The sequence below is a fragment of the Nonomuraea sp. NPDC002799 genome (assembly GCF_053592075.1).
On the sequence record NZ_JBSFVA010000008.1, the window covers coordinates 83,068 to 104,335 of the forward strand.

18 protein-coding genes are annotated in these 21,268 nt (G+C 70.4%); 7 read left to right on the forward strand and 11 right to left on the reverse strand.

Annotated elements, in window-relative coordinates:
- Positions 1 to 96 precede the first annotated feature (96 nt).
- From ACWD0F_RS17410 to ACWD0F_RS17430, 5 genes are read right to left on the reverse strand one after another with little or no spacing between them, the layout of a single operon-like run.
- A complete protein-coding gene (locus ACWD0F_RS17410) occupies positions 97 to 1,320 on the reverse strand; it encodes an acyl-CoA dehydrogenase family protein (RefSeq protein WP_449876476.1) in 1,224 nt (407 codons plus the stop codon).
- Between the two features lie 19 nt (positions 1,321 to 1,339).
- The gene (locus tag ACWD0F_RS17415) at positions 1,340 to 2,311 is read right to left on the reverse strand and encodes an ABC transporter ATP-binding protein (RefSeq protein ID WP_449876478.1); all 972 of its coding nucleotides are present in this window, start codon (positions 2,309 to 2,311) and stop codon (positions 1,340 to 1,342) included.
- Positions 2,301 to 4,184: a dipeptide/oligopeptide/nickel ABC transporter permease/ATP-binding protein gene (locus ACWD0F_RS17420; RefSeq protein ID WP_449876480.1), complete on the reverse strand. Its 1,884-nt coding sequence runs from the start codon at positions 4,182 to 4,184 to the stop codon at positions 2,301 to 2,303. The genes ACWD0F_RS17415 and ACWD0F_RS17420 overlap by 11 nt, the downstream gene beginning before the upstream one ends.
- On the reverse strand, positions 4,177 to 5,115 hold the full coding sequence (locus tag ACWD0F_RS17425) for an ABC transporter permease (RefSeq protein WP_449876482.1): 939 nt from the start codon (positions 5,113 to 5,115) through the stop codon (positions 4,177 to 4,179). Before ACWD0F_RS17425 ends, ACWD0F_RS17420 begins: the two co-directional genes overlap by 8 nt.
- Positions 5,112 to 6,737 carry an ABC transporter substrate-binding protein gene (locus ACWD0F_RS17430; protein WP_449876484.1) on the reverse strand — a complete coding sequence of 542 codons (1,626 nt, stop codon included), beginning with the start codon at positions 6,735 to 6,737 and terminating at the stop codon, positions 5,112 to 5,114. The genes ACWD0F_RS17425 and ACWD0F_RS17430 overlap by 4 nt, the downstream gene beginning before the upstream one ends.
- Before the next feature lie 86 nt (positions 6,738 to 6,823).
- Here ACWD0F_RS17430 and ACWD0F_RS17435 point away from each other — a divergent pair, with 86 nt between their 5' ends.
- On the forward strand, positions 6,824 to 7,477 hold the full coding sequence (locus ACWD0F_RS17435; RefSeq protein ID WP_449876486.1) for a TetR family transcriptional regulator: 654 nt from the start codon (positions 6,824 to 6,826) through the stop codon (positions 7,475 to 7,477).
- Positions 7,478 to 7,571: 94 nt separating this feature from the next.
- On the opposite strand, the gene ACWD0F_RS17440 is transcribed toward ACWD0F_RS17435, so the two are convergent.
- From ACWD0F_RS17440 to ACWD0F_RS17455, 4 genes are read right to left on the reverse strand one after another with little or no spacing between them, the layout of a single operon-like run.
- The gene (locus tag ACWD0F_RS17440) at positions 7,572 to 9,497 is read right to left on the reverse strand and encodes a DUF6807 family protein (protein WP_449876487.1); all 1,926 of its coding nucleotides are present in this window, start codon (positions 9,495 to 9,497) and stop codon (positions 7,572 to 7,574) included.
- Positions 9,494 to 10,549, reverse strand: coding sequence for a mandelate racemase/muconate lactonizing enzyme family protein (locus ACWD0F_RS17445; protein WP_449876489.1), 1,056 nt, complete (start codon positions 10,547 to 10,549; stop codon positions 9,494 to 9,496). The genes ACWD0F_RS17440 and ACWD0F_RS17445 overlap by 4 nt, the downstream gene beginning before the upstream one ends.
- Positions 10,546 to 11,418 (reverse strand): 5-dehydro-4-deoxyglucarate dehydratase, encoded by an 873-nt coding sequence (locus tag ACWD0F_RS17450; RefSeq protein WP_449876491.1) that lies wholly within the window; start codon positions 11,416 to 11,418, stop codon positions 10,546 to 10,548. The genes ACWD0F_RS17445 and ACWD0F_RS17450 overlap by 4 nt, the downstream gene beginning before the upstream one ends.
- The gene (locus ACWD0F_RS17455; protein ID WP_449876493.1) at positions 11,418 to 12,305 is read right to left on the reverse strand and encodes an NAD-dependent epimerase/dehydratase family protein; all 888 of its coding nucleotides are present in this window, start codon (positions 12,303 to 12,305) and stop codon (positions 11,418 to 11,420) included. The genes ACWD0F_RS17450 and ACWD0F_RS17455 overlap by 1 nt, the downstream gene beginning before the upstream one ends.
- Positions 12,306 to 12,497: 192 nt before the next feature.
- Between ACWD0F_RS17455 and ACWD0F_RS17460 the strand changes: the two genes are divergently transcribed.
- The 6 genes from ACWD0F_RS17460 to ACWD0F_RS17485 all read left to right on the forward strand — a co-directional run bounded on the left by ACWD0F_RS17460 (position 12,498) and on the right by ACWD0F_RS17485 (position 19,200).
- Positions 12,498 to 13,454 carry a LacI family DNA-binding transcriptional regulator gene (locus tag ACWD0F_RS17460; protein ID WP_449876495.1) on the forward strand — a complete coding sequence of 319 codons (957 nt, stop codon included), beginning with the start codon at positions 12,498 to 12,500 and terminating at the stop codon, positions 13,452 to 13,454.
- Between the two features lie 213 nt (positions 13,455 to 13,667).
- Positions 13,668 to 14,627 carry a carbohydrate ABC transporter permease gene (locus ACWD0F_RS17465; protein WP_449876497.1) on the forward strand — a complete coding sequence of 320 codons (960 nt, stop codon included), beginning with the start codon at positions 13,668 to 13,670 and terminating at the stop codon, positions 14,625 to 14,627.
- Positions 14,611 to 15,477: a carbohydrate ABC transporter permease gene (locus tag ACWD0F_RS17470; RefSeq protein ID WP_449876499.1), complete on the forward strand. Its 867-nt coding sequence runs from the start codon at positions 14,611 to 14,613 to the stop codon at positions 15,475 to 15,477. Before ACWD0F_RS17465 ends, ACWD0F_RS17470 begins: the two co-directional genes overlap by 17 nt.
- Positions 15,478 to 15,521: 44 nt before the next feature.
- Positions 15,522 to 16,808, forward strand: coding sequence for an extracellular solute-binding protein (locus ACWD0F_RS17475; RefSeq protein WP_449876501.1), 1,287 nt, complete (start codon positions 15,522 to 15,524; stop codon positions 16,806 to 16,808).
- A gap of 10 nt (positions 16,809 to 16,818) precedes the next feature.
- Positions 16,819 to 18,099: a Gfo/Idh/MocA family protein gene (locus ACWD0F_RS17480; RefSeq protein ID WP_449876503.1), complete on the forward strand. Its 1,281-nt coding sequence runs from the start codon at positions 16,819 to 16,821 to the stop codon at positions 18,097 to 18,099.
- 69 nt (positions 18,100 to 18,168) lie between these two features.
- Positions 18,169 to 19,200, forward strand: a complete 1,032-nt coding sequence (locus tag ACWD0F_RS17485) for an alpha/beta hydrolase family protein (RefSeq protein WP_449876505.1) — start codon at positions 18,169 to 18,171, stop codon at positions 19,198 to 19,200.
- Between the two features lies 1 nt (position 19,201).
- On the opposite strand, the gene ACWD0F_RS17490 is transcribed toward ACWD0F_RS17485, so the two are convergent.
- Positions 19,202 to 20,971 carry an ABC transporter substrate-binding protein gene (locus ACWD0F_RS17490; RefSeq protein WP_449876507.1) on the reverse strand — a complete coding sequence of 590 codons (1,770 nt, stop codon included), beginning with the start codon at positions 20,969 to 20,971 and terminating at the stop codon, positions 19,202 to 19,204.
- A 19-nt stretch (positions 20,972 to 20,990) separates the two neighbouring features.
- Positions 20,991 to 21,266 (reverse strand): DUF2160 domain-containing protein, encoded by a 276-nt coding sequence (locus ACWD0F_RS17495; RefSeq protein ID WP_449876508.1) that lies wholly within the window; start codon positions 21,264 to 21,266, stop codon positions 20,991 to 20,993.
- Between the last annotated feature and the right edge of the window lie 2 nt (positions 21,267 to 21,268).

Below are 21,268 nucleotides of genomic sequence, written 5' to 3' on the forward strand. Positions count from 1 at the left end.
GGCGGCACCCGTCACCTTAGGGGCGGCCGGGCGGGCGGGCCAGCATCGCGCCCGCCCGCCCACGTCCGCGCATGTCAGCGTCTGAAAGTTTCAGCGCTAAAGCGGGAGGCCGCCGGTGGCGGAGCTGGTGGAGCCGGTGGCCTGGTAGGCGGCGATGGTGCGCTCGGCGATGCGCATCTGGTGGATCTCGTCGGCTCCGTCGGCGAAGCGGGCCCAGCGGGCGTGCTGGAACATGTTGGCCAGGGGCGTGTCCGTCGAGTAGCCCAGGGCGCCGTGGACCTGGATCGCGCGGTCCACGATCCGGTTGAGGCTGTTGGCGACGAAGTGTTTGGCCATCGACACCTCCGTACGGAAGTCCTCGCCCTTGTCGATCTTCGAGGCGGCGTGCAGCACCATCAGCTTGCACTGGTAGAGCTCCATGGCCGAGTCGGCGATCAGCCACTGGATGCCCTGCTTCTCGGCCAGCAGGGAGCCGTGGCTGTAGCGGTGCAGCGCGCGGTCGACCATCATGTCCAGGGCCGTCTCCGCCTGCGAGATCCAGCGCATGCAGTGGGCGAGGCGGGCGGGGCCCAGGCGGTACTGGCCGAGGCGGTGGCCGTTGCCGCGACCGCCGAGGATCTGGCTGTCGGGCAGGCGCAGGTCCTCGATGACGATCTCGCTGTGGCCGGTGGAGCCGTGCATCGTCTCGACCTCGCGCACGTCGTTCCAGCCGGAGGTGGGCAGGTCGACGAGGAACGCGGTGTTCGCGCCGCGCGAGCCGGCCGGCACGTCCGGCTCGGTCCTGGCGATGAGGATGGCGAAGTTGGCGCGGCGGGCGTTGGAGATGAACCATTTGTGGCCGTTGATGAGCCATTCGTCGCCGTCGCGGACGGCTTCGGTGCGGATGAGGGTGGGGTCGGAGCCGGCCACCTCCGGCTCCGTCATGGCGAAGCACGACATCTGCAAGCCGTCCAGCAGCGGCCGCAGATACTTCTCCTTCTGCTCGTCGGTCGCCCAGTGCAGGAGGGTGTGCATGTTGCCCTCGTCAGGGGCGCTGCAGTTGAGCACCCAGGGGCCGATGCGGGTCTTGGCGGCCTCCGACTGCACCATGGCCAGCTCCACGTGGCCCAGCCCCATGCCACCCCACTCTTTCGGCATGTGCGGCAGCCACAGACCCTCGGCCTTGGCCTGGGAGCGGAGGTGGAAGATCGTCCGCAGGTACGCGTCGCGGTCGCTCTCCTTGACCTCCTCCATCGCGGGGATGACCGTGCCCTGGATGAAGGCGCGCACCCGCTTGCGGATCTCCTCGTGCTCAGGGGCGAGGGTGAAGTCGATGGCCATGTTGCTCCTTAACGGTGGATCAATCGGGAAAGTGGCAGGCGAGCCAGTGGTCCGCGCCCACCTGCCTGATCTGGGGCTCCTCGTCGGCGCACCGCGCCGCCGCACGCGGGCACCGCGTACGGAACCGGCACCCCGCAGGCGGGTCGACCGGCGACGGCGGCTCGCCGCTGATGAGCTGGTCGGCCGGTGGAAGGTCGTGGCCGCCGCCGGGGATGGCGGCGATCAGGGCCCGCGTGTACGGATGCGCGGGATGAGAGATCAGCTCGGCCCCGGGCGCGATCTCGCACACCTTGCCCAGGTACATCACCAGGATCCGGTCACTGACGTTCTTCACCACGGCCAGGTCGTGGGCGATGAAGACGAGCGTCAGCCGGTAGCGCTCCTTCAGGTCCTCCAGCAGGCCGAGGATCTGCGCCTGCACCGAGACGTCCAGCGCGGACACGGGCTCGTCGCAGATCACCACCTCCGGGTCCAGGATCAGCGCCCTGGCGATCGAGATGCGCTGGCACTGCCCGCCGGAGAACTCGTGCGGCCGCCGCTCCGCCGCCGCCCCCGGATCGAGCCCGACCGCCTCCAGGACCTCGTCCACCCGGTCGCCGGGCAGGCCCCAGACGCGGGGGCCCTCGCCGACGATGTCGCGGACGCGGCGGCGGGGGTTCAGGGAGGAGATCGGGTCCTGGAAGATCATCTGGAGGCGCCGGCGGGTTTTACGCAGCGCCTCGCCGCGCAGCGCGGTCAGCTCCTGGCCGTCCAGGCGCACGGAGCCCGAGCGGGGCGGCGGGAGCTGCACGAGGGCGCGGGCCGCGCTCGACTTGCCGCAGCCGGACTCGCCCACGATGCCGAGCGTCTCGCCCTTGGCCAGGTCGAAGCTGACCCCGGAGACGGCCCGCACCGTGCGGCCACGGCCTGCGGGAAACTCCACGACCAGATCCTCCACCCGGAGCAGCACCTCGTCACGGGGGCGAAGGTGGGCATTTCCGCTACCGGCCACTGCGCTCAGCTCCTTCTGCGGTTTCGGCGGTGGCCGGCAGGGGGGTGCGCGGGAACCAGCAGGCGTACTGATGGCCGCCGTCCTCGAACAGCGGCGGCGCCTCCTGGGTGCACCGGTCCTGGACGTACCGGCACCGGGCCTGGAACGAGCACCCCGCGGGCAGGTCCACCAGATCCGGCGGCCGCCCGGGGATGACCCGCAGCCGATGGTGCACGGGGTCCGTCAGCTTGGGCGCGGCCTCCAGCAACGCCTCCGTGTACGGCATCCGCGCCCGCTCGAACACCGTGGCCGCCGGCCCCCGCTCGACCACCTTGCCCGCGTACATCACGATGACCTCGTCGGCCCACCGGGCCACCACGGACAGGTCGTGACTGACCAGCACCACGGCCATGTCCCGCTCCTCCCGCAGCCGGTAGAGCAGCCGCAGCACCTGGTCCTGGATGGTCACGTCGAGGGCCGTCGTCGGCTCGTCGGCGAAGAGCACGCCGGGCGAGCACGACAACGCCATCGCGATCGTCACCCGCTGCCGCATCCCGCCCGAGAGCTGGTGCGGGTAGCGGCGCAACATGCGTTCGGGGTCGGGGATGCCCACGGAGGCGAGCAGCCGCCCGGCCTCCGCCCGCGCCTGCCGGCGTCCCATGCCCAGGTGCACCCGCAGCGGCTCCATGACCTGGGTGCCGATCGTGCGCACGGGGTTGAGCGCGGTCATCGGATCCTGGAAGACGGTCCCGAGCCGGGGCCCGAGGACGGAGCGCATCTCCGTCGCGGTGTAGGTGGTCAGGTCGTCGCCGGACAGGTAGACCTTGCCGCCCCGGACGGAGTTGCCGGGCAGCAGCCCCAGCACCGACCGGATCAGCATGGACTTGCCCGACCCCGACTCGCCCACGATGGCCAGGGTCCTGCCGCGTTCGAGGGTGAAGGAGACCCCGTCGACGGCCTTGACGACGCCGCGCGGGGTGACGAAGTGCGTGTGCAGGTCCTGCACCTGCAGCAGGGAGTCGCGGATCGGGTGGGTGGCGGTGGGCATCGGGAGGTCGAGCGGCTGCCGTACCGGCTCCAGGCCGCTCTCGCGCACGTCGCTCAGGGACCGCAGCCGGTCGCCCACCAGGTTGAACGAGAGCACGGTCAGGAACATGACCACCGAGGGCGCGAGCACCACGTGCGGCGCGGTCTCCATGAGCGTGCGGCCCTCGTTGATGAGGCCGCCCCAGGTCGGGGTGGGCGCCTGGACGGACAGGCCGAGGAAGGCGAGGCTGCCTTCGGCCACCACGACCACGGCCATGCCGATGAACGCGTACGACGCCGCCGGCACGGCCACGTTCGGCACGATCTCCCGCCACAGGATGCGCCGGTCGCGGGCGCCGAGCACCCGGGCGGCCAGCACGAACTCGCGCTCGGCGAAGGTGAGGGTGGCGCCCCTGATGAGCCGGGTCCAGGACGGGATGCCGAGCACGCCGAGGACGATGAGCACGTTGCGCAGGTTCGCGCCGGCGAACGCGACGACGGCCAGGGCGAAGACGAGCGCGGGGAAGGCCTGGGCCACGTCGTTGACCGCCATGATGACGGCGTCCGTGGCCTTCCTGCGGTAGCCGGCCAGGATGCCGAGCGGCGCGCCGACGCCCAGGCCGAGCAGCACGGCGCCGACGCCCACGCCGAGCGAGACGCGGGCGCCGTACACGACCCTGCTGAGCACGTCGCGGCCGAGGCCGTCGGTGCCGAGCGGGTGGGCGGCGCTGGGACCCGACTGCGGCGGCCCGGCCAGCGTCTCGTCGTAGCGGGCGAACGGCAGCAGGTCGGCCAGCAGCGCGGCCGCGAGGATCAGGCCGATCCAGCCGATCGCGATCCAGAAGCCGGGGCCGAAGCGCCTACGCACGCCGGATCCTGGGATCGACGGCGGCGTAGACCAGGTCCACCGCGAAGTTGACCGCCACATAGCCGACCGAGATGAGCACGACGCCTCCCTGCACCGTCAGGTAGTCGCGGGAAAAGATGGAGTCGACGAGCAGCCGCCCGACGCCGGGCAGGCCGAAGAGGGTCTCGATGATCACGGTCCCGCCGATGAGCGCGCCCAGGTTGAGGCCGATGGCGGTGATCAGGGTGATCGCGGACGGGCGCAGCGCGTGCCGCCACAGGATGCGGCGCGGCGACAGGCCGCGCGCGCGGGCCAGCGTGATGTAGTCCTCCTGCAGCGTGGCGATCAGGTCGGTACGCAGCAGCCGCGCGTACACGGCGAGCTGCCCGCAGCCGAGGGTGACGGCGGGCAGGATCACGGAGGTGAGGTTCCAGCCCAGGTCGAGGGAGATGGGGGTCCAGCCGGTCGCGGGCACCACCTGCCAGGTGACCGCGAACACCAGGATCAGCAGCACGCCCAGCACGAAGACCGGGGTGGACAGCAGCGCGAAGCTCAGCGCGGTGAGCGCCTGGTCCAGGGCCCGGCCCGCGCGGCGGGCGGCGGCCACGCCCACCGGGACGGCCAGCCCGAGCGCGATCACCTGCGCCACGACGAGCAGCTCCAGCGTCACGGGCAGCCGCCCGGCCAGCTCGGAGGCCACCGACATCCGGGTGATGTAGGACTCGCCGAAGTCGCCGGTGACGAGCCCGCCGACCCAGTCGAGGTAGCGCACGATCAGCGGCTGGTCCAGCCCGAGCTCCTGGCGGAGCTGCGCGCGGGCCTCCTCGGTCGCCGACAGGCCCAGGATCTGCGTGACCGGGTCGCCGGGCAGCAGGTTGAGCAGGGCGTACGACAGGAAGGTCACCACGAGCAGCACCACCAGGAGCCGGAGCAGCCGGTGCAGGATGATCACTGCTGGCTGACCCAGAGGTGCGCGAACGGGTGGTAGGGGATCGGGGATCCGGTCAGCGGCAGGCCCTTCTCGCCGTCGGGCAGCACGTGCTCGCCGATGCCGTGCACCTTGGTCTTGGCGATGATGGCGCCGGTGTTGAGGTGGTCGATGAACACGTACGGCACCAGCTCGCGCAGGCGTTCCTGCACGGTGCCGTACGCCTTCTTGCGCGCGGCCTCGTCCGGGTTGCTCCTGCCGACGTCGAGGGCGGCGCTCAGCTTGGCGTCCTTGAGCCGGGCGAAGTTGAGCGAGACGGCGCCGACGGGCTTGGCGTAGCCCTGGTGCATCCAGATGTACTCGCCGTCGGGGTCGGGGGTGGAGAACTGGGTCCAGACGGTGGCGGCGTAGTTGCCGGTGACGGCGCGGTTGATCAGGTCGGCCTGGTCGGCCTGCTTGATCGACACCTCGATGCCGGCCTTGCGCCACATGTCCTGGGCCAGCTCGACGCCCTGCATGGTGTTGGGGTCGGGGGTGGAGATCAGCTCGAAGCGGATCGGGCCCTTCTCCGCCTCCACCTCCTTGACCAGGGCGGCGGCCTTGGCCGCGTCATAGGCGGGGTAGCCGCCTTCGGCGTACCACTTGGAGTCCTTGGACCAGGGCCCGTCGGCCGGCTCGGTGAGCCCGCCGCGCAGGGTCTTGATGACGGTCTCGCGGTCGGTGGCGTAGGCGAGCGCCTTGCGGACGCGTACGTCGTCGAGCGGCGCGACGGCGGTGTTCAGCATGAACATGTACTCGGGAACGGACATGCCCTGCGCCCGGTGGACGCTGTAGGCGTCCTTCTGCGCGCCGAACTTGGTCAGGTCCTCGTCGCGGGAGGTGCCGATGGCGTCGACCCCGCCGGCCTCCAGCGTCTGCGACCGGGTCTGACTGTCGGGCAGGATCCGGAACTCGACCTCGTCCAGGTAGGGCAGGCCGGAGCGCCAGTAACGCGGGTTGCGGGTGACGACCATGCGGTTGTCCGGCACGTACTCCTTGAAGATGAACGGCCCGGTGCCCACCGGCTTCAGGCTGGCCGCCTTGGGGTCGGTCAGCGAGGCGGGCGGCACCACCATGCCGATCTGCGCGGCCAGATAATACGGGAAGGCCACCCAAGGCTGGTGGAGCTTCACCGTGACCGTCATGGGATCGGCCAGCTCGAACGACTTGACCGGCACGAACACCGCCGCGTTCAGCGGCGACGCCTTCTGGGCGTCCAGGTTGGCCTTGACGATGTCACCGGTCAGCGCGACACCGTCGGAGAAGGAGACCCCCGTCCTGACCTTGATGGCCCATTCGTCGTATTTCTCGTTAGGGGTGAGCGACTCCGCCAGATACGGCTTCCAGTCACCGTTGACGTCCACGCTCACCAGCGGCTCGATGATCGACCCCGCCATGCTGTAACTCTGCGCGGCGAACTGGTCGGTGACCGGGTTGAACCCGTTGGCGTCCGCGCTGAGTCCGTAGATCAGCCGCCCGCCCTGGGTGGGTCCCGACGTGTTCGATGACGCGCCGGCCTGCGGGGTGGCGACAGGTCGCTGGCCACTGCACGCCAGCATCACCACCGAGGCCAGCAACAGCGTGGCCGGTGTTCTCCAGCGTTTCATCCACGCCTCCTCCCGGTTAGCCCCCCGAGAGCAATTTCACCGATAGTACTATCGGTGAAAAAGCGCACAAGACCCAAGAGGCAATCGTGACGAGCACACCGCTCAGCAGGAGCCAGGCCAAGGACCTGACCCGGCGCAGGCTGATCCGCGCCGCGCTGGCGATCCTCGACGAGGAGGGTGAGGCCGGGCTCAGCACGGTCAAGGTCGCCAAGGCCGCCGGCATCGCCCAGTCGAGCTTCTACGTGCACTTCAAGGACATGCAGGAGCTGCTGCGGGTGCTCGCTGAGGAGGGCGGCGAGCGGCTGCGCGGGTCGATGCGGGAGGCGCGGCGCCGGGCCCGCGAGGCTCCCGACGATCTCGAACGGCACCGCGACACGTTCCGCATCCCGCTGGAGGCCATCTGCCGCCATCCGGAGTTCCTGCGCATCCAGCTCAGGGCCCGGCACGACCCCTCGTCCTCGCTGCGCGACTTCGCCACCGAGACGGCGGCGGCCTACCGCGAGCACCACGCCGCCGACCTGGCCGCGCTCGGCTACACGGCCGACAACGAGCACGACCGGCGGCGCCTGGAGATGATCGCCGACGGGATCAACGCCGCGACCGACGCCCTGGCGATCGGGCACCTGGAGGGCCGTTACCCCGACCTGGAGGAGGCCGCCGACATCCTCGTGGCGCTCTCGCGCGGCGCGCTGCGCCTGCTCAGGTCCACCTCAGGCGGCCCCGGCAGCCGCCCCGAGTGACTCGCGGCATCCGCGGCACTCGCGGCGGAGCCGGAGCCCGGCCGGGTGAGGGGTGCACCGCTGAGCCCGGCCGCCACAGCGGCCGGGTGCGGGGTCACCGTTCGCAGTGGCGCCTGAGCTCGGCCGCCACCGCCGCCGCGGCGCTCTCGTCCAGCCGCCCGTCCAGCACCGCGGTGACCACCCGCCTGGTCAGCGTCTCCTCGACGACCAGCGGCCGGTCCCACGCCAGCGCCTGCCCGATGCCCGGATACTCCTCGACCCGCACGAACCACGGGTCCTCGTCCGTCTGCGCGAACACCAGCGTCCAGTCCCGCCCGTCCGGCGCGGTGCCGGACATGGCGATCCACGGGCTCCGGCTGCCGTGCACGGCCCGCTCGTCGCCCGGCAGGGTGGTCCTGGCGGTGGCGGAGCCGGGCGCGCGCCAGAAGAAGCCGCCGTAACCGGCGCCCGCGCGGCCCTTGGTGGCGGAGCTGTTGATCTCCACCGGCGCGCCGGTGCGGTTGGTCAGCGTGAACGTGAAGTCCAGCGCCCAGCCGCCCTCGACGGGCAGCGCCGTGACCGTCCGCTCCTCCGTCGCCACCAGCCGTCCGCCGGGCCCGGTCCACTTCAGCCGCTCGGCGAACCCGTCGTCGTCGAGCCGGGAGAAGGCCAGGTGCCGCTGCGTGCCGTGATCGTCCAGCCAGGTCGGCCCCTGGTCCCTGACGAACGTGCGGCCGCCCCAGAAGTTCGCGCCGCCCAGGTCGGAGATGGCCACGCCGGCACCGAGGTGGTGCACGTGGTCCTCCGGGCGCACCTCCGTGACCTCGACGCCGCCGAGGGTGCGCACACTGTGCAGGTACGGCCGGGGCGAGTCGGTGGCCGGCAGGTCGGGCCGGAGCTCGTAGGCGGCCACCGCCTGCCCCTGGACCTGGAGCTCGACCCGGGACCATGGGGCGTCCAGCTCCGAGTAGAGCGCCAGCTCCTCGGCGCTGCGCGCGGTCAGGTCCGCGATGCCGGGCAGCACCCGGCTCACCGCCTGGCCCGCGTCGTCGCGGTGCACGATCTGGTGCCGGTCGGGGATCGGCAGCGGTTCGGGCGCGAGCCGTACGGCGTCCAGGACCTGCGTGAACGACTGCGTGGCCGACAGCGGCACCAGCAACCGGGCGCCCGTGCGGACGTGGTCGATCAGGTTCTCCAGCAGGTCGGTGCGCTCGTGGATGGTCGTCGTGACCGAGCCGTCGGCGAGCTCCACCTTGAGCCGGTCCTGGGTGTAGGTCAGCGTGGCCCGGCCCGCGTCGCCGTGCACGACCAGGTACGGCTCGTGCCGCTCCGGCGAGCACAACGACACCGCGATCGTGATCACCAGGCCGTCGGCCATCCGGATCCGCACGCAGGAGGTGTCGTCGGACTCGATCGGATAGGCGTGGTAGAGCTCGGTGCCGATCTCCGCGATCGGGCCGTCCGCCAGGGCCAGGGCGGTGGCCACGGCGTGCGCGAACGGGTTCGTCAGCGCGCCGTCCACCACGTCCACGCCGTTCAGGCGGCGTCTGCCCGCCCAGGCCGACCGGGTGAAGTAGGCCGTGGCCCGGTCCCAGGCGCCCGCGCCGCCGATGCCGCGCACCTGCCCGAGGGTCCCGGCCGCGATCAGCTCGCGCAGCGCGGGGATCGCCGTCGAGCCGAGCGACTGGAACCCGACCTGGCAGGCCAGCCCGGTCTCCGCCACCGCGGCGGCGATCCGGTGCTGCTCGGCGGGGCTCGGCGCGGGCGGCTTCTCCAGCAGCACGTGCGATCCGGCCCGCAGCGCGGCCACCGCGAGGTCGGCGTGCGTCTGGATCGGCGTGCAGATGATGGTGATCTCGGCGCCGGTCTTGCGGATCAGCTCGCCCAGGTCGGACGACTGCAGCGGCGTGCCGAACTCGACCGCGACCGGGCGTACGTCGCAGATCCCGGCCAGCTCGATCCGGCCCGCGTTCGCCAGCCTGCGCAGGTTGCCCAGGTGGTGGCGCCCGTGTCCCTGGGCGCCGGCCAGAACGACCTTCATCGTGACCACCTCAGCCCGAGTCCCGCGTGCTCGCCCGCGCGCAGCACGCCGCCGGAGATCTCCACCGGGTACGGCTCCGCCAGCAGCCCCAGGGCGGCGAACGAGGCGTCCTCCACGTCCTCCGCCATGGCCGGCAGCGGCAGGGCCAGCGCGAGCTGCCCGGAGACGTCGCTCAGCAGATGCGGATAGACCGGCACGTCATACGTCCTGGCCAGCTCCACGATCCGCAGGAACGGCGTGATCCCGCCGACCCGGACCACGTTCGGCTGGACGACGTCGCACGCGCCGGCCGCCAGCAGGTCGCGGAAGCCGTAGGTGGTGTAGACGTTCTCGCCGACGGCGATCGGCACGTCGATGGAGCGGCGCAGCGCCACGTGCGCGGCCACGTCGTCGGCGGGCAGCGGCTCCTCGATCCAGTGCAGCCCGAAGTCGCGGAGCGCGGCCAGCGCCCGCCGCGCCCGGTGCAGGTCCCACCGCTGGTTCGCGTCGATCATCAGCAGCCGGTCGGGCCCGATCACCTCGCGGACCGCGGCCACCCGGGCGACGTCCTCGGCCAGGTCGGGGCGGCCCACCTTGATCTTGACCCCGTGGTAGCCGGCCGCCACCCAGCGCCGGGTCTGCGCGACCAGCTCCTCCAGGGAGTAGTGCAGGTTGACGCCGCTGCCGTAGACGGGCACCTCTTCGCGCCGCCGGCCCAGCACGTCGGCCAGGCCGTCGTCGCCGCAGCGCAGGTCCCACAGCGCCAGGTCGATCCCGGCCAGCGCGACCGTGGTGATCCCGCCGGGGCCCGCCTCGCGCAGGTGCCGCCAGAGCCGGTCCCACACCACCTCGGGGTGGGCGGGCAGCCCGATCAGCGCCTCCCGCAGGTCGTGGTCCAGCAGCGCCTTGACGGCGTGCGCGCCGATCTGCGGCGTCCACGAGAAGCCGGTCCCGGTGCGCCCGTCCTTCAGCGTGACGTGGCAGACGATCACGTGGTTATGGGCGACGTCCGGGCCCCAGGGCCGGGGCAGCGGGGCGGTGCGCAGCTCGGTACGCAGGTCGGCGATCGTCATGACACCACCCGTTCCAGCCCGGTCTTGATCAGCGCGTCCAGCTCCGCCAGGTGCTCGTCGGTCACCTCGACCAGCGGCGGGCGGACCGCGCCCACGTCCAGGCCGCGCAGGCGGACCCCGGCCTTGACCAGGGCGACCGGATAGCCGGGGACCTTGCCGCGCAGGCGGACGAGGGGGAGGTAGAACTCGGTGAGCAGCCCCTCGTCGCCGTTCAGGTAGGCCAGGGCGATCTCCGGCGCGAACGCGAACACCGCGCTGGAGTAGAGCCGCACGCCGATGCCCCGGTAGGCGGGCATGGTGAGCTCGGCCGTCGGCAGCCCGTTGAAGAACAGGAAGTCCGGATACACCTCGCGCACCGCCAGCACGATCCGCTGCATCCGGTCGATGTCGCCCACGCCGTCCTTGAGCCCGATCACGCCGGGGATCGCGGCCAGCGCCACCACCGCCTCGGGCTCCAGCACCACCGAGCCGCGCTGGTAGATGATCACCGGCAGCTCGGCGGCGACCGCCCGCACATAGGCCTCGAAACCGTGCCCCGGGCCCTGCGCCAGGTACGGCGGCATGAGCAGCAGCCCGTCCGCGCCCGCCTCCCGCGCCGCCCTGGCCTGGTTCAGCGCGGTGCCGATCGGGCCGCCCGCGCCCGCCAGCACCGGCACCCGGCCGCCCACGACCTCGGCCGCCACCCGCACCGCGCGCGAGTGCTCGGCCTCCGACAACGCGGAGAACTCGCCCGTGCCGCAGGCCACGAACACGCCGCCGGGCCCGTGCGCCATGCCCTGGCGGACGTGCTCGGCCAGGACCTCCTCGGCGAGCCCCCCGTCGGTGTCGAAGGGCGTCACGGGAAAGAACAGCACACCGCTCAGATTCATCAGGATTCCTTGAGTTCGGTTCGCCAGCTCCGCTTGGGCCGCCAGCCGAGCAGGCGCGTCGCCTTGGTGGTCGAGAAGGCCGGGGTGGAGCCGGTGAGCTCGCCGGCGAACGCCTCGGTGCCGGGCACGACCGTGGGAAGCAGGTCGGCCAGCGGCTTCCTGGCCAGCGCGTCCGCCGCGCCGGCGAAGAACACCTCGCCGTTCGGCAGCTCGGGCAGCGCCTCGGCGAGCACGGTGATCATGTCGGCCGCGTCGCGGGAGTCGATGTAGTTGAACAGCGACACCCCGCCGAGCTCCGGCCGGTCCAGCCGCTCGCGCACGGTGTGGCCCGACTGTGTGGGCGCGCCGGCCCACTCCTCGGGCGGGATGACGAAGCACGGCCGGACCGCGGCCAGCTTCGTCGTCCCGGCCACCGCGAACGCCTTCATGGTCTGCTCGGCCACCACCTTGGACAGGTTGTAGGCGTTCCACGGGCGCACCGGGTGCTCCTCGTCGATCGGCAGGTACGCCGGCGCCCAGCCGCCGGGGGCGCCGTACCCCATGACGGTGGGGCTGCTGGCCACCACCACGCCCGCCACCCCCAGGGCGACCGACGCCTCGCAGACGTTGAACGCCAACTGGGTGTTGACCTTGTAGATCACCGATTCCGGGTAGCTGAACGGCGTGGCGATGGCGGCCAGGTGGATCACCGACTCGGGGCGGAACCTGGCGATCACCTCGAACGCCTCACCCGTGTCCGTGAGGTCGGCGGGTAAGGCGACGGCGGCTTCGGCCGGGGTGCCGGGGGCACGGTCGACGCCGATGACCTCGTGTCCATGTGCCGCGAGCGTGGTGACCACGCTGCGGCCGAGGCGTCCTGCGCTTCCCGTGACGAGGACTCTGCTCACCGTGGGGGGCTCCTTCAAGACTGCAAACAGTTGCACTAAACCTTTGTGTCACGGAGGGCAGGGCGTCAAGAGGTGATTTCCGGACCAGCTCTCTAGCTGGGGTTCCCCGGGGACAACGAGGGCCGGGTGGCTCGGCAAGCGCTTTCAGGATCGACGAGGCTTCTGCAAGCGGTTGCGTTAGGGTGGGCGACTGTGACAGTGACGATTCGTGATGTGGCCCGGGCGTCCGGTGTGCATGTATCGACCGTGTCGCGGACCTTCTCCGCGCCCCACATGGTCAACGCCGCCACGCGCACCAGGGTGCTGTCGGTGGCCGAGGAGCTGGGATACCGCCCCAACCGGGCGGCGCGGGCGCTCACGACCGGGCGCACCCACAACCTCGGGCTGATCGTGGCCGACATCGCCAACCCGTTCTTCCCGCCGCTGATCAAGGCCGCCCACGCGGCCGCCAGGCAGCGCGACTACCACCTGTTCGTGGCCGACACCGACGAGGAGCCGGCCGCCGAGGAGGAGCTGGTGCAGGCGTTCTCCAAACAGGTCGACGGCGTGGTGCTGTGCAGCCCGCGCTCCTCCAACAAGGCGCTCGAACGGCTGGCCGAGCGGGTGCCGTTCGTGGTGATCAACCGGCGGCTGCGCGGCGCGGCCACCGTTCTGATGGACGTCGGGCACGGGGCCAAGCTGGCGGTCGAGCACCTGACCGGGCTCGGGCACCGCCGCGTGGCGCTGGTGACGGGCCCGTCCGGCTCGTGGACGAGCGCGGAGATCCGGACGGCCGCCGAGGAGGTGGCGGGCGTCGAGCTCGTCGTGCTCGGCCCCAACGCGCCCACCGAGCGGGGCGGCTACGCCGCGGCCGGGCGGGTGCGCGAGTCCGGCGCGACGGGCGTGCTCGCCTACAACGACCTCGTGGCGATCGGGCTCATCGAAGGGCTCGACGACCTCGGGCTGAGCGTGCCCGGGGACGTCAGCGTGGTGGGGATCGACGATATCGTTTCCGGGCGCCTCAACCGTCCCAAACTCACCACCGTGGCCATGCCCACCGCCGCGGCCGGCCGGCTCGCGGTCGATCTGCTGATCCAGGAGGTGACCGCCACCACCTCGCTGGAGACGCGGCTGGTGATCAGGGACTCCACCGCGCCGCCGCCGCGATAGCCCAGGTACTGCAAACGGTTGTACTAACTGGGCAACGAAATCATCTGACTTATTTGGCGGGGACGCGTCCTAGCTGCGGAAACATCGTCGCGATATATCGGTAACGGCTATGTAACGCCTGCAAAGGGTTGACGGAACTTTCCCATCAGCTATAGGAAAGCGCTATCCATTCACATCCTGCCGGAAGGTCCGTGATGACGAACGAGTTCCGTCATGGCTGACTCGGTGGCGGTGAAGTCCCGGGGCGTGGTGACCGAACCCGCGCGCGGCGGCCACCGCACCACCAAACGTTCCCGCCGTGAGGCACGGGCCGCCTATCTGTTCCTGGCGCCGTGGTTCGCCGGCCTGCTCGTCATCACGATCGGCCCGATCCTCGCCTCGTTGTACCTGTCGTTCACCGACTACAGCCTCCTGGAGGAGGCCAAGTGGGTCGGCTTCGACAACTACGTCAAGATGTTCACCGAGGACTCGAGGTTCATCTCCTCGCTGCAGGTGACCACGATCTACGTGGTCGTCTCGGTCCCCTTACAGCTCGCCTTCGCGCTCGCGCTGGCCCTGGTGCTCGACCGGGGACTGCGCGGCCTGTCGTTCTATCGCTCGATCTTCTACCTGCCCTCGCTGCTCGGCGGCAGCGTCGCCATCGCCATCCTGTGGCGCAAGGTCTTCGGCGCCGACGGCCTGGTCAACGCGCTGCTGGCGGTCTTCGGCATCCAGGGGCCCGGCTGGGTGGGCGACCCCGACTACGCGCTGGGCACGCTGATCCTCCTGCACGTGTGGACGTTCGGCGCTCCCATGATCATTTTCCTGGCGGGGCTCCGCCAGATCCCCGTCAGCTACTACGAGGCCGCCGCGGTGGACGGCGCCGGGATGTTGCGGCAGTTCCGCTCGATCACGCTGCCGCTGCTGACGCCGATCATCTTCTTCAACCTCGTGCTGGAGATCATCAAGTCGTTCCAGTCGTTCACGCAGTCCTTCATCGTCAGCAGCGGCAGCGGCGGTCCCGCCGACTCGACGCTCTTCTACACGCTCTACCTCTACCTGAAGGGGTTCAAGAGCTACGACATGGGCTACGCGGCCGCGATGGCCTGGGTCCTGCTGATCATCATCGCCGGGTTGACCGGGGTGAACTTCCTCGCTTCCAAGTATTGGGTCTTCTATGGCGACACGAAGTAGGCCGACCCCGGTGCTGTTCCGCCCGCTCAACGGCGGACCGGTGGTCAAGCACATCCTGCTGATCGGCTTCGGGCTGATCATGCTCTATCCGCTGTTCTGGATGGTCTCCAGCTCACTCAAGCCGGAGGAGCTGATCTTCCGGGAGCCGGGGTTGTGGCCCACCGAGGTCACGCTGAAGAATTACACCGAGGGCTGGTTCGCGCTGAAGCACCCCTTCGGCTACTACCTGTGGAACTCCGCGGTCGTCACGGGGCTGTCGGTGGTGGCGAACCTGGTGGCCTGCTCGCTGGCCGCCTACGCCTTCGCCCGGCTGAACTTCCCGCTGAAGAAGCTCTGGTTCGCGCTCATGCTCGGCACGATCATGCTGCCGCACCACGTGGTTCTGGTGCCGCAGTACATCATGTTCTCCAAGCTGGACATGATCAACACGATCTGGCCGCTGGTGATGCCGAAGATCCTGGCCACCGACGCGTTCTTCATCTTCCTCATGGTGCAGTTCATCCGCACGTTGCCGAGGGAGCTGGACGAGGCGGCGGAGATCGACGGCGCGGGTTACTGGCGCATCTTCATCAGGGTCGTCATGCCGCTCTGCATGCCGGCGCTGGCCACGACCGCGATCTTCACGTTCATCTGGACGTGGAACGACTTCCTCAGCCAACTCCTCTATCTCAACAACCCCGACAACTTCACCGTACCGGTAGCGTTGCGCACGTTTCTGGACTCCAGCAGCGACTCGTCGTGGGGCCCGATGTTCGCCATGTCGATCGTCGCGCTCGGTCCCATCTTCGGCTTTTTTCTGGCCGGCCAGAAATATCTGATCCGTGGTGTCGCCACCACGGGCCTGAAGTAGTCCTCCACCCCCCAACAGATGAACACCCCCTAGGAGGTAGAGCCGTGAGCTCTGGCAAGAAGATGTGGTCGGCGGCCTTGCTCGCCACCGCTGTGCTGGCGGTCACCGCGGCCTGCGGCAGCGGCGGCGACGGCGGCGGGAGCGCCGACGGCAAGATCAAGCTGCGTTTCTCCTATTGGGGCAGCGACGCGCGGCAGAAGATGACCGAGGAGGTCATCAAGAAGTTCGAGGCCAAGAACCCGACCATCGACATCGAGGGCGAGTTCTCGGACTTCGCGAGCTACTACGAGACGCTGTCCACGAAGGTCGCCGGCAGTGACGCGCCCGACGTCATCACGCTGGAGATCCGCGGCCTGCGCGAGTACGCCGACCGCGGCACGCTGGCCGACCTGGCGAGCAAGGTCAACACCGCCGACATCGACGCCAAGGTGCTCGGCACCGGCGCCATCGACGGCAAGCAGTTCGCCGTCCCCACCGGCGTCAACGCCTTCTCCCTGGTCGTCAACCCGGCCCTGATCACCGGCAACGGGCAGAAGCTGCCCGACGACACCGCGTGGACGTGGGAGGACTACGTCACGCTGTCCTCGCAGGTCTCCGCCAAGAGCGGCGGCAAGGTCACCGGCACGCAGCTGAGCTGGAACCCGGCCTACCTGCAGATCTACGCCGCCCAGAAGGGTGAGCCGTTCTACCAGGGCAACAAGCTCGGCATGTCTCCCGAGACCATCAAGGGCTGGTGGGAGATCATGCAGAACCTGGTGAAGGGCAAGGGCTCGCCCGACGCGGCCAAGAGCTCCGAGATCGGCGCCTCCGCCATCGACCAGTCGCTGCTCGCCACCAACACCGGTGCGATGGGCATGTGGTGGAGCAACCAGCTCGGCGCGGTCGTCAAGGCGTCGGGACAGGACATGGACCTGCTGCGGATGCCCAAGATCGAGGGCTCCACCACCGGCGGCATGTTCCTGCAGCCGGCCATGTTCTACACCGCCTCCTCCAAGTCGGAGCACGCGGCCGAAGCGGCCAAGTTCATCGACTACCTGATCAACGACGCCGAGGCGGGCGGGATCATCCTCAGTGACCGCGGCCTGCCGGCCAGCTCCAAGGTGCTGGCGGCGGTCAAGGACAAGCTGCCCGACGCGGACAAGAAGACGCTGGACTTCCTCGACAAGGTGAAGAGCGAGCTGGCCGACCCGCCCGCCGCCCCGCCGAAGGGCGCCAGCGCCATGGAGGACATCCTCAAGCGGTACTCCGAGGAGGTCCTGTTCGGCCGGATGACCCCGGACGACGCCGCGCAGAAGTTCATCACCGAGGCCAACGCCTCGATCGCCGGCTAAAAGGAGAGTCATGAAGTACGCGTTCGTCGGGCTCGGGCACCGCGCGCAGATGTACGTCGACGCGCTGCTCGGAGAGTGGCGCGACGCCGGCACCATCGTCGCCCTGTGCGACACCAACCGGACCCGCATGGATTATTACGCCGAGCGGATCGGTCAGGAGGTGCCGCGTTTCGCGCCTGAGGAGTTCGGCAAGATGCTCGAGCTCGCCGACGCGGTCATCGTCACCACGGTCGACGCCACGCACGCGCAATACGTGTGCGCGGCGCTCGACGCGGGACGTGACGTCATCGTGGAGAAGCCGCTGACGGTCGACGCCGAGGGGTGCGCGGCCATCGCGGCCGCGGCCGAGCGCAGCAGCGGCAAGCTGATCGTCACGTTCAACTACCGCTACTCGCCGCGCAACTCCGCCGTGCGCCGCCTGCTCATGCAGGGCGTGATCGGCGAGATCACCTCCGTGCACTTCGAGTGGACGCTCGACACCATCCACGGCGCCGACTACTTCCGCCGCTGGCACCGCCGGCGGGACAGCTCCGGCGGCCTGCTCGTGCACAAGTCCACCCACCACTTCGACCTGGTCAACTGGTGGCTCGGATCCGCTCCCGAGCTCGTCTTCGCGCAGACCGACCTGCGCTTCTACGGCGCCGAGAACGCCGCCGCCCGCGGCCTGGCGCCCCGCCCCGAGCGCGGCCAGGGCGCCCCAGGGCTGGGCACCGACCCGTTCATCCTGGACATCTCGGCCGACCCCCGGCTCCAGCGCCTCTACCTGGACGCCGAGCACGAGGACGGCTACATCCGCGACGAGGACGTCTTCGGCGACGGCATCACCATCGACGACAACATGTCCGTGCTGGTGCGCTACGCCAACCGCGCGATCCTGACCTACTCCCTGCACGCCCACGCGCCGTGGGAGGGCTACCGGGTGGCCTTCAACGGCACGGAGGGCCGGCTGGAGCTGGACGTGGTCGAGCGGGAGTGGACGCCGCCGCACGCCGCCATCGATCCGAGCGCGGCGGCCAAGGAGCACGCGACCGGCTCGTGGGAGCGGCTCAGGCTGCGCCGCCACTGGAGCGAGCCCGAGGAGGTGCCCATCGAGTCGGGCGCCGGCGGGCACGGCGGCGGCGACCGCCTGCTGCTGAACGACGTCTTCCGCGGCCCCGGCGACGACGCCCTGGCCCGGCAGGCCGGCTACCGCGACGGCATCCGCAGCGTGCTGACCGGCCACGCGGCCAACGTCTCGGCCGCCACCGGCGTGCCCGTGCTCCTGGCGGACGGCGGCACGCGTGTCCGCTGAGCTGGACCGGCACGTCAGGGACGGCACGCGTGTTCGCTGAGCTGGACCGGCGACTCAGCGGCGGCCCGCGTGTTCGCTGAGCTGGACCGGATCGCCGGTGCGCAGCTCCGGGCCGAAGCGGGCCCTGAGCTGCGCGTGGCGGCGCGGGAGGCCATGGGGGTGCTCGACCTGGCCGCCGGGGACGTGCGGGTCGAGCGCGCCTGGACCGACGGCGACCTGGCGGGCGAGGAGCTCTCCTGGTCGGTGGGGTTCGGGCCGCGTACCCGCGCCTTCCTGCTGCGGCCCAAGGACGCGCGCGGGCCGCTGCCCGGCGTGGTCGCGCTGCACTGCCACGGCGGCATGAAGTGGGCCGGCAAGGAGAAGATCGCCGACGGTCCCGAAGCGCCCTCACCCGAGGTGGTCCGGGCGCGGGAGGCCATCTACGGCGGGCGGCCCTTCGTGAACGCGCTGGCCAGGCGCGGCTTCGTGGTCCTGGCGCACGACGCCTTCGCCTGGGGCAGCCGGCGGTTCCCGCTGGAGATCGCGGACGGGCCCCTCAGCGAGGCCGACCGCTACGACCTGGCCGCCAAGGAGCACGAGCACGTGGTGGCCAAACACTGCGCCGTGCTCGGCACCTCGTTCGCTGGCGTGGTCGCGGGCGAGGACCTGGCGGCGGCGGCGTACCTGCGCTCCCGGCCCGACGTCGCGGCGGTCGGCTGCGCCGGGTTGTCCGGCGGCGGGCTGCGGGCCGCGCTGCTCGGCGCGTTCGACCCCGGCATGCGCGCGGTCGTGGTGGCCGCGATGGTCTCCTCCTACCGCGACATGATCGACGGATACGTCGCCAAGCACACCTGGATGTTCTACCCGCCCGGCCTGCCGCGGCTGGGCGACTGGCCCGACCTGGTGGCCGCCCGCGCGCCCGAGCCGCTCATGGTGCAGTACGCCCTGCGCGACCGCCTCTTCCCCGAGCAGGGCATGCGCCGCGCCCACACCATGATCGGCGAGCGGTACCGGGACGCCCCGGACGCCTACGAGGCGGTCTTCGCCGACGTGCCGCACAGCTTCGACGTGCCCCGGCAGGAGCGGGCCTTCGACTGGCTGGCCCGCCACCTGACGGGCTGACTCAGTTGCCCTGCTTCCACTGGGCGATCAGCTTGTCGTAGTCGAGGGTCTCCGGCTTGCCGCGCTCGTCGGCCAGCTTCGGCGCGGGCGCGCCCGGCTGGTCGAGCCAGTGCTGCGCGGGCTGCTCCTGGTTCAGCTTCGGCGCGCAGGCGCCGCCGTAGCCGCGCCGCTCCAGCCGGGACAGGATGTCGTCCTGCTGCTTGGCCAGGTTGTCCATCGACTGCTGGGCCGTCGTCTCACCGGTCACCGCGGTGGCCACGTTCTGCCACCAGAGCTGGGCCAGCTTCGGATAGTCCGGCACGTTCGTCCCGGTCGGCGTCCACTGCTTGCGGGCCGGGGAGCCGTAGAACTCGATCAGGCCGCCGTACTTGGCCGCGTTGTCGGCGAAATAGTCGCTCTTGATGTCGGAGTCGCGGATGAACGTCAACCCGGTGATCGACTTCTTCAGCGAGACCGTCTTCGACGTGACGAACTGCGCGTACAACCAGGCCGCCGCCCGGCTCTCCTTCGGCGTGTTCTTCAGCAGCGTCCACGAGCCGGCGTCCTGGTAGCCGAGCTTGTTGCCGGTCTTCCAGTACGACCCGTGCGGGCTCGGCGCGATGCGCCACTTGGGCGTGCCGTCGCCGTTGACGACCGGCAGCCCCGGCTTGGTCATGTCGGCCGTGAACGTGGTGTACCAGAAGATCTGCTGGGCGATGTTGCCCTGCGCCGGGACCGGGCCGGCCTCGCTGAAGTTCATGCCCGCCGCCTCCTTGGGGGCGTACTTCTTCAGCCAGTCCACGTACTTGGTGAGCGCGTAGACCGAGGCGGGGCCGTTGGTGTCGCCGCCACGGGTGACGGACGAGCCGGCCGGGCGGCAGCCCTCCACCCTGATGCCCCATTCGTCCACCGGCAGGCCGTTGGGGATGCCGGGGTCGCCGTTGCCGGCCATGGACAACCAGGCGTCGGTGAAGCGCCAGCCCAGCGACGGGTCCTTGCGGCCGTAGTCCATGTGGCCGTAGACCTTCTTGCCGTCCACGGTCCCGTTGCCGTTGACCTTGTTGGTGAAGAAGTCGGCGATGTCCTCGTAGGCCGCCCAGTTGACCGGGACGCCCAGGTCGTAGCCGTAGGCGTCCTTGAACTGCTTCTTGATCTTCGGGTCGGTGAACCAGTCGTAGCGGAACCAGTAGAGGTTGGCGAACTGCTGGTCGGGAAGCTGGTAGACCTTCTTGTCGGGGCCGGTCGTGAAGCTGATCCCGATGAAGTCGTTCAGGTCCAGCGTGGGCGAGGTGACGCTCTTGCCCTCTCCCGCCATGTAGTCCGACAGCGGGACGACGTAGTCGCCGCGCGAGTGGGTGCCGATGAGGTCGGAGTCGTTGACGTAGGCGTCGTAGATGTTCTGGTTGCCCTGGATCTGGGTCTGGAGCTTCTCGATGACGTCACCCTCCTGGATCAGGTCGTGCTTGACCCTGATCCCGGTGATCTCGGTGAACGCCTTGGCGAGTTTCTGCGACTCGTACTCGTGGGTGGTGATCGTCTCGGAGACCACGTTGATCTGCCTGCCCCGATAGGGGGCCGCGGCCTTGGTGAACCAGTCCATCTCCGCCAGTTGCTGATCCTTCGGCAGCGTGCTGGGAGTGAACTCCTGCGTCACCCACCGCTGGGCCGCCGCCTTGCCGTCGGCCTCCCTGAAGTCGCTGGAGGGCTGCTCCGTGCCCTGCGCGCAACCGGCCGCTATCAGGACGAGCACGGCGAAACCTACCGCCGCTGACCTGCCTGCCCGATGCTCCATCGCTTGGCTCCTCTTCTGGTTAACCCCATATCCCGATCACGACCGCCACCAGCGCCGCGCAACCGAGCGCGAGCCACATGGACAGGTCGGTGACGGCGATCCATCCGGCCAGGACGACCGCGGCGCTGATCAGGCCGATGTACAGCCGGTCGCCCCGATCGGTCTCGATGCGCAGCCAGCCCCGCCTGGCCACGGGAGGGGAGAGGTGGCCCCAGATCGACATGACCACCAGCAGCAGCGCGAGCCCCGCGAACACCAGCGCCGTGGGCAGGGTCCAGACCATCCAGTCCAGCACGG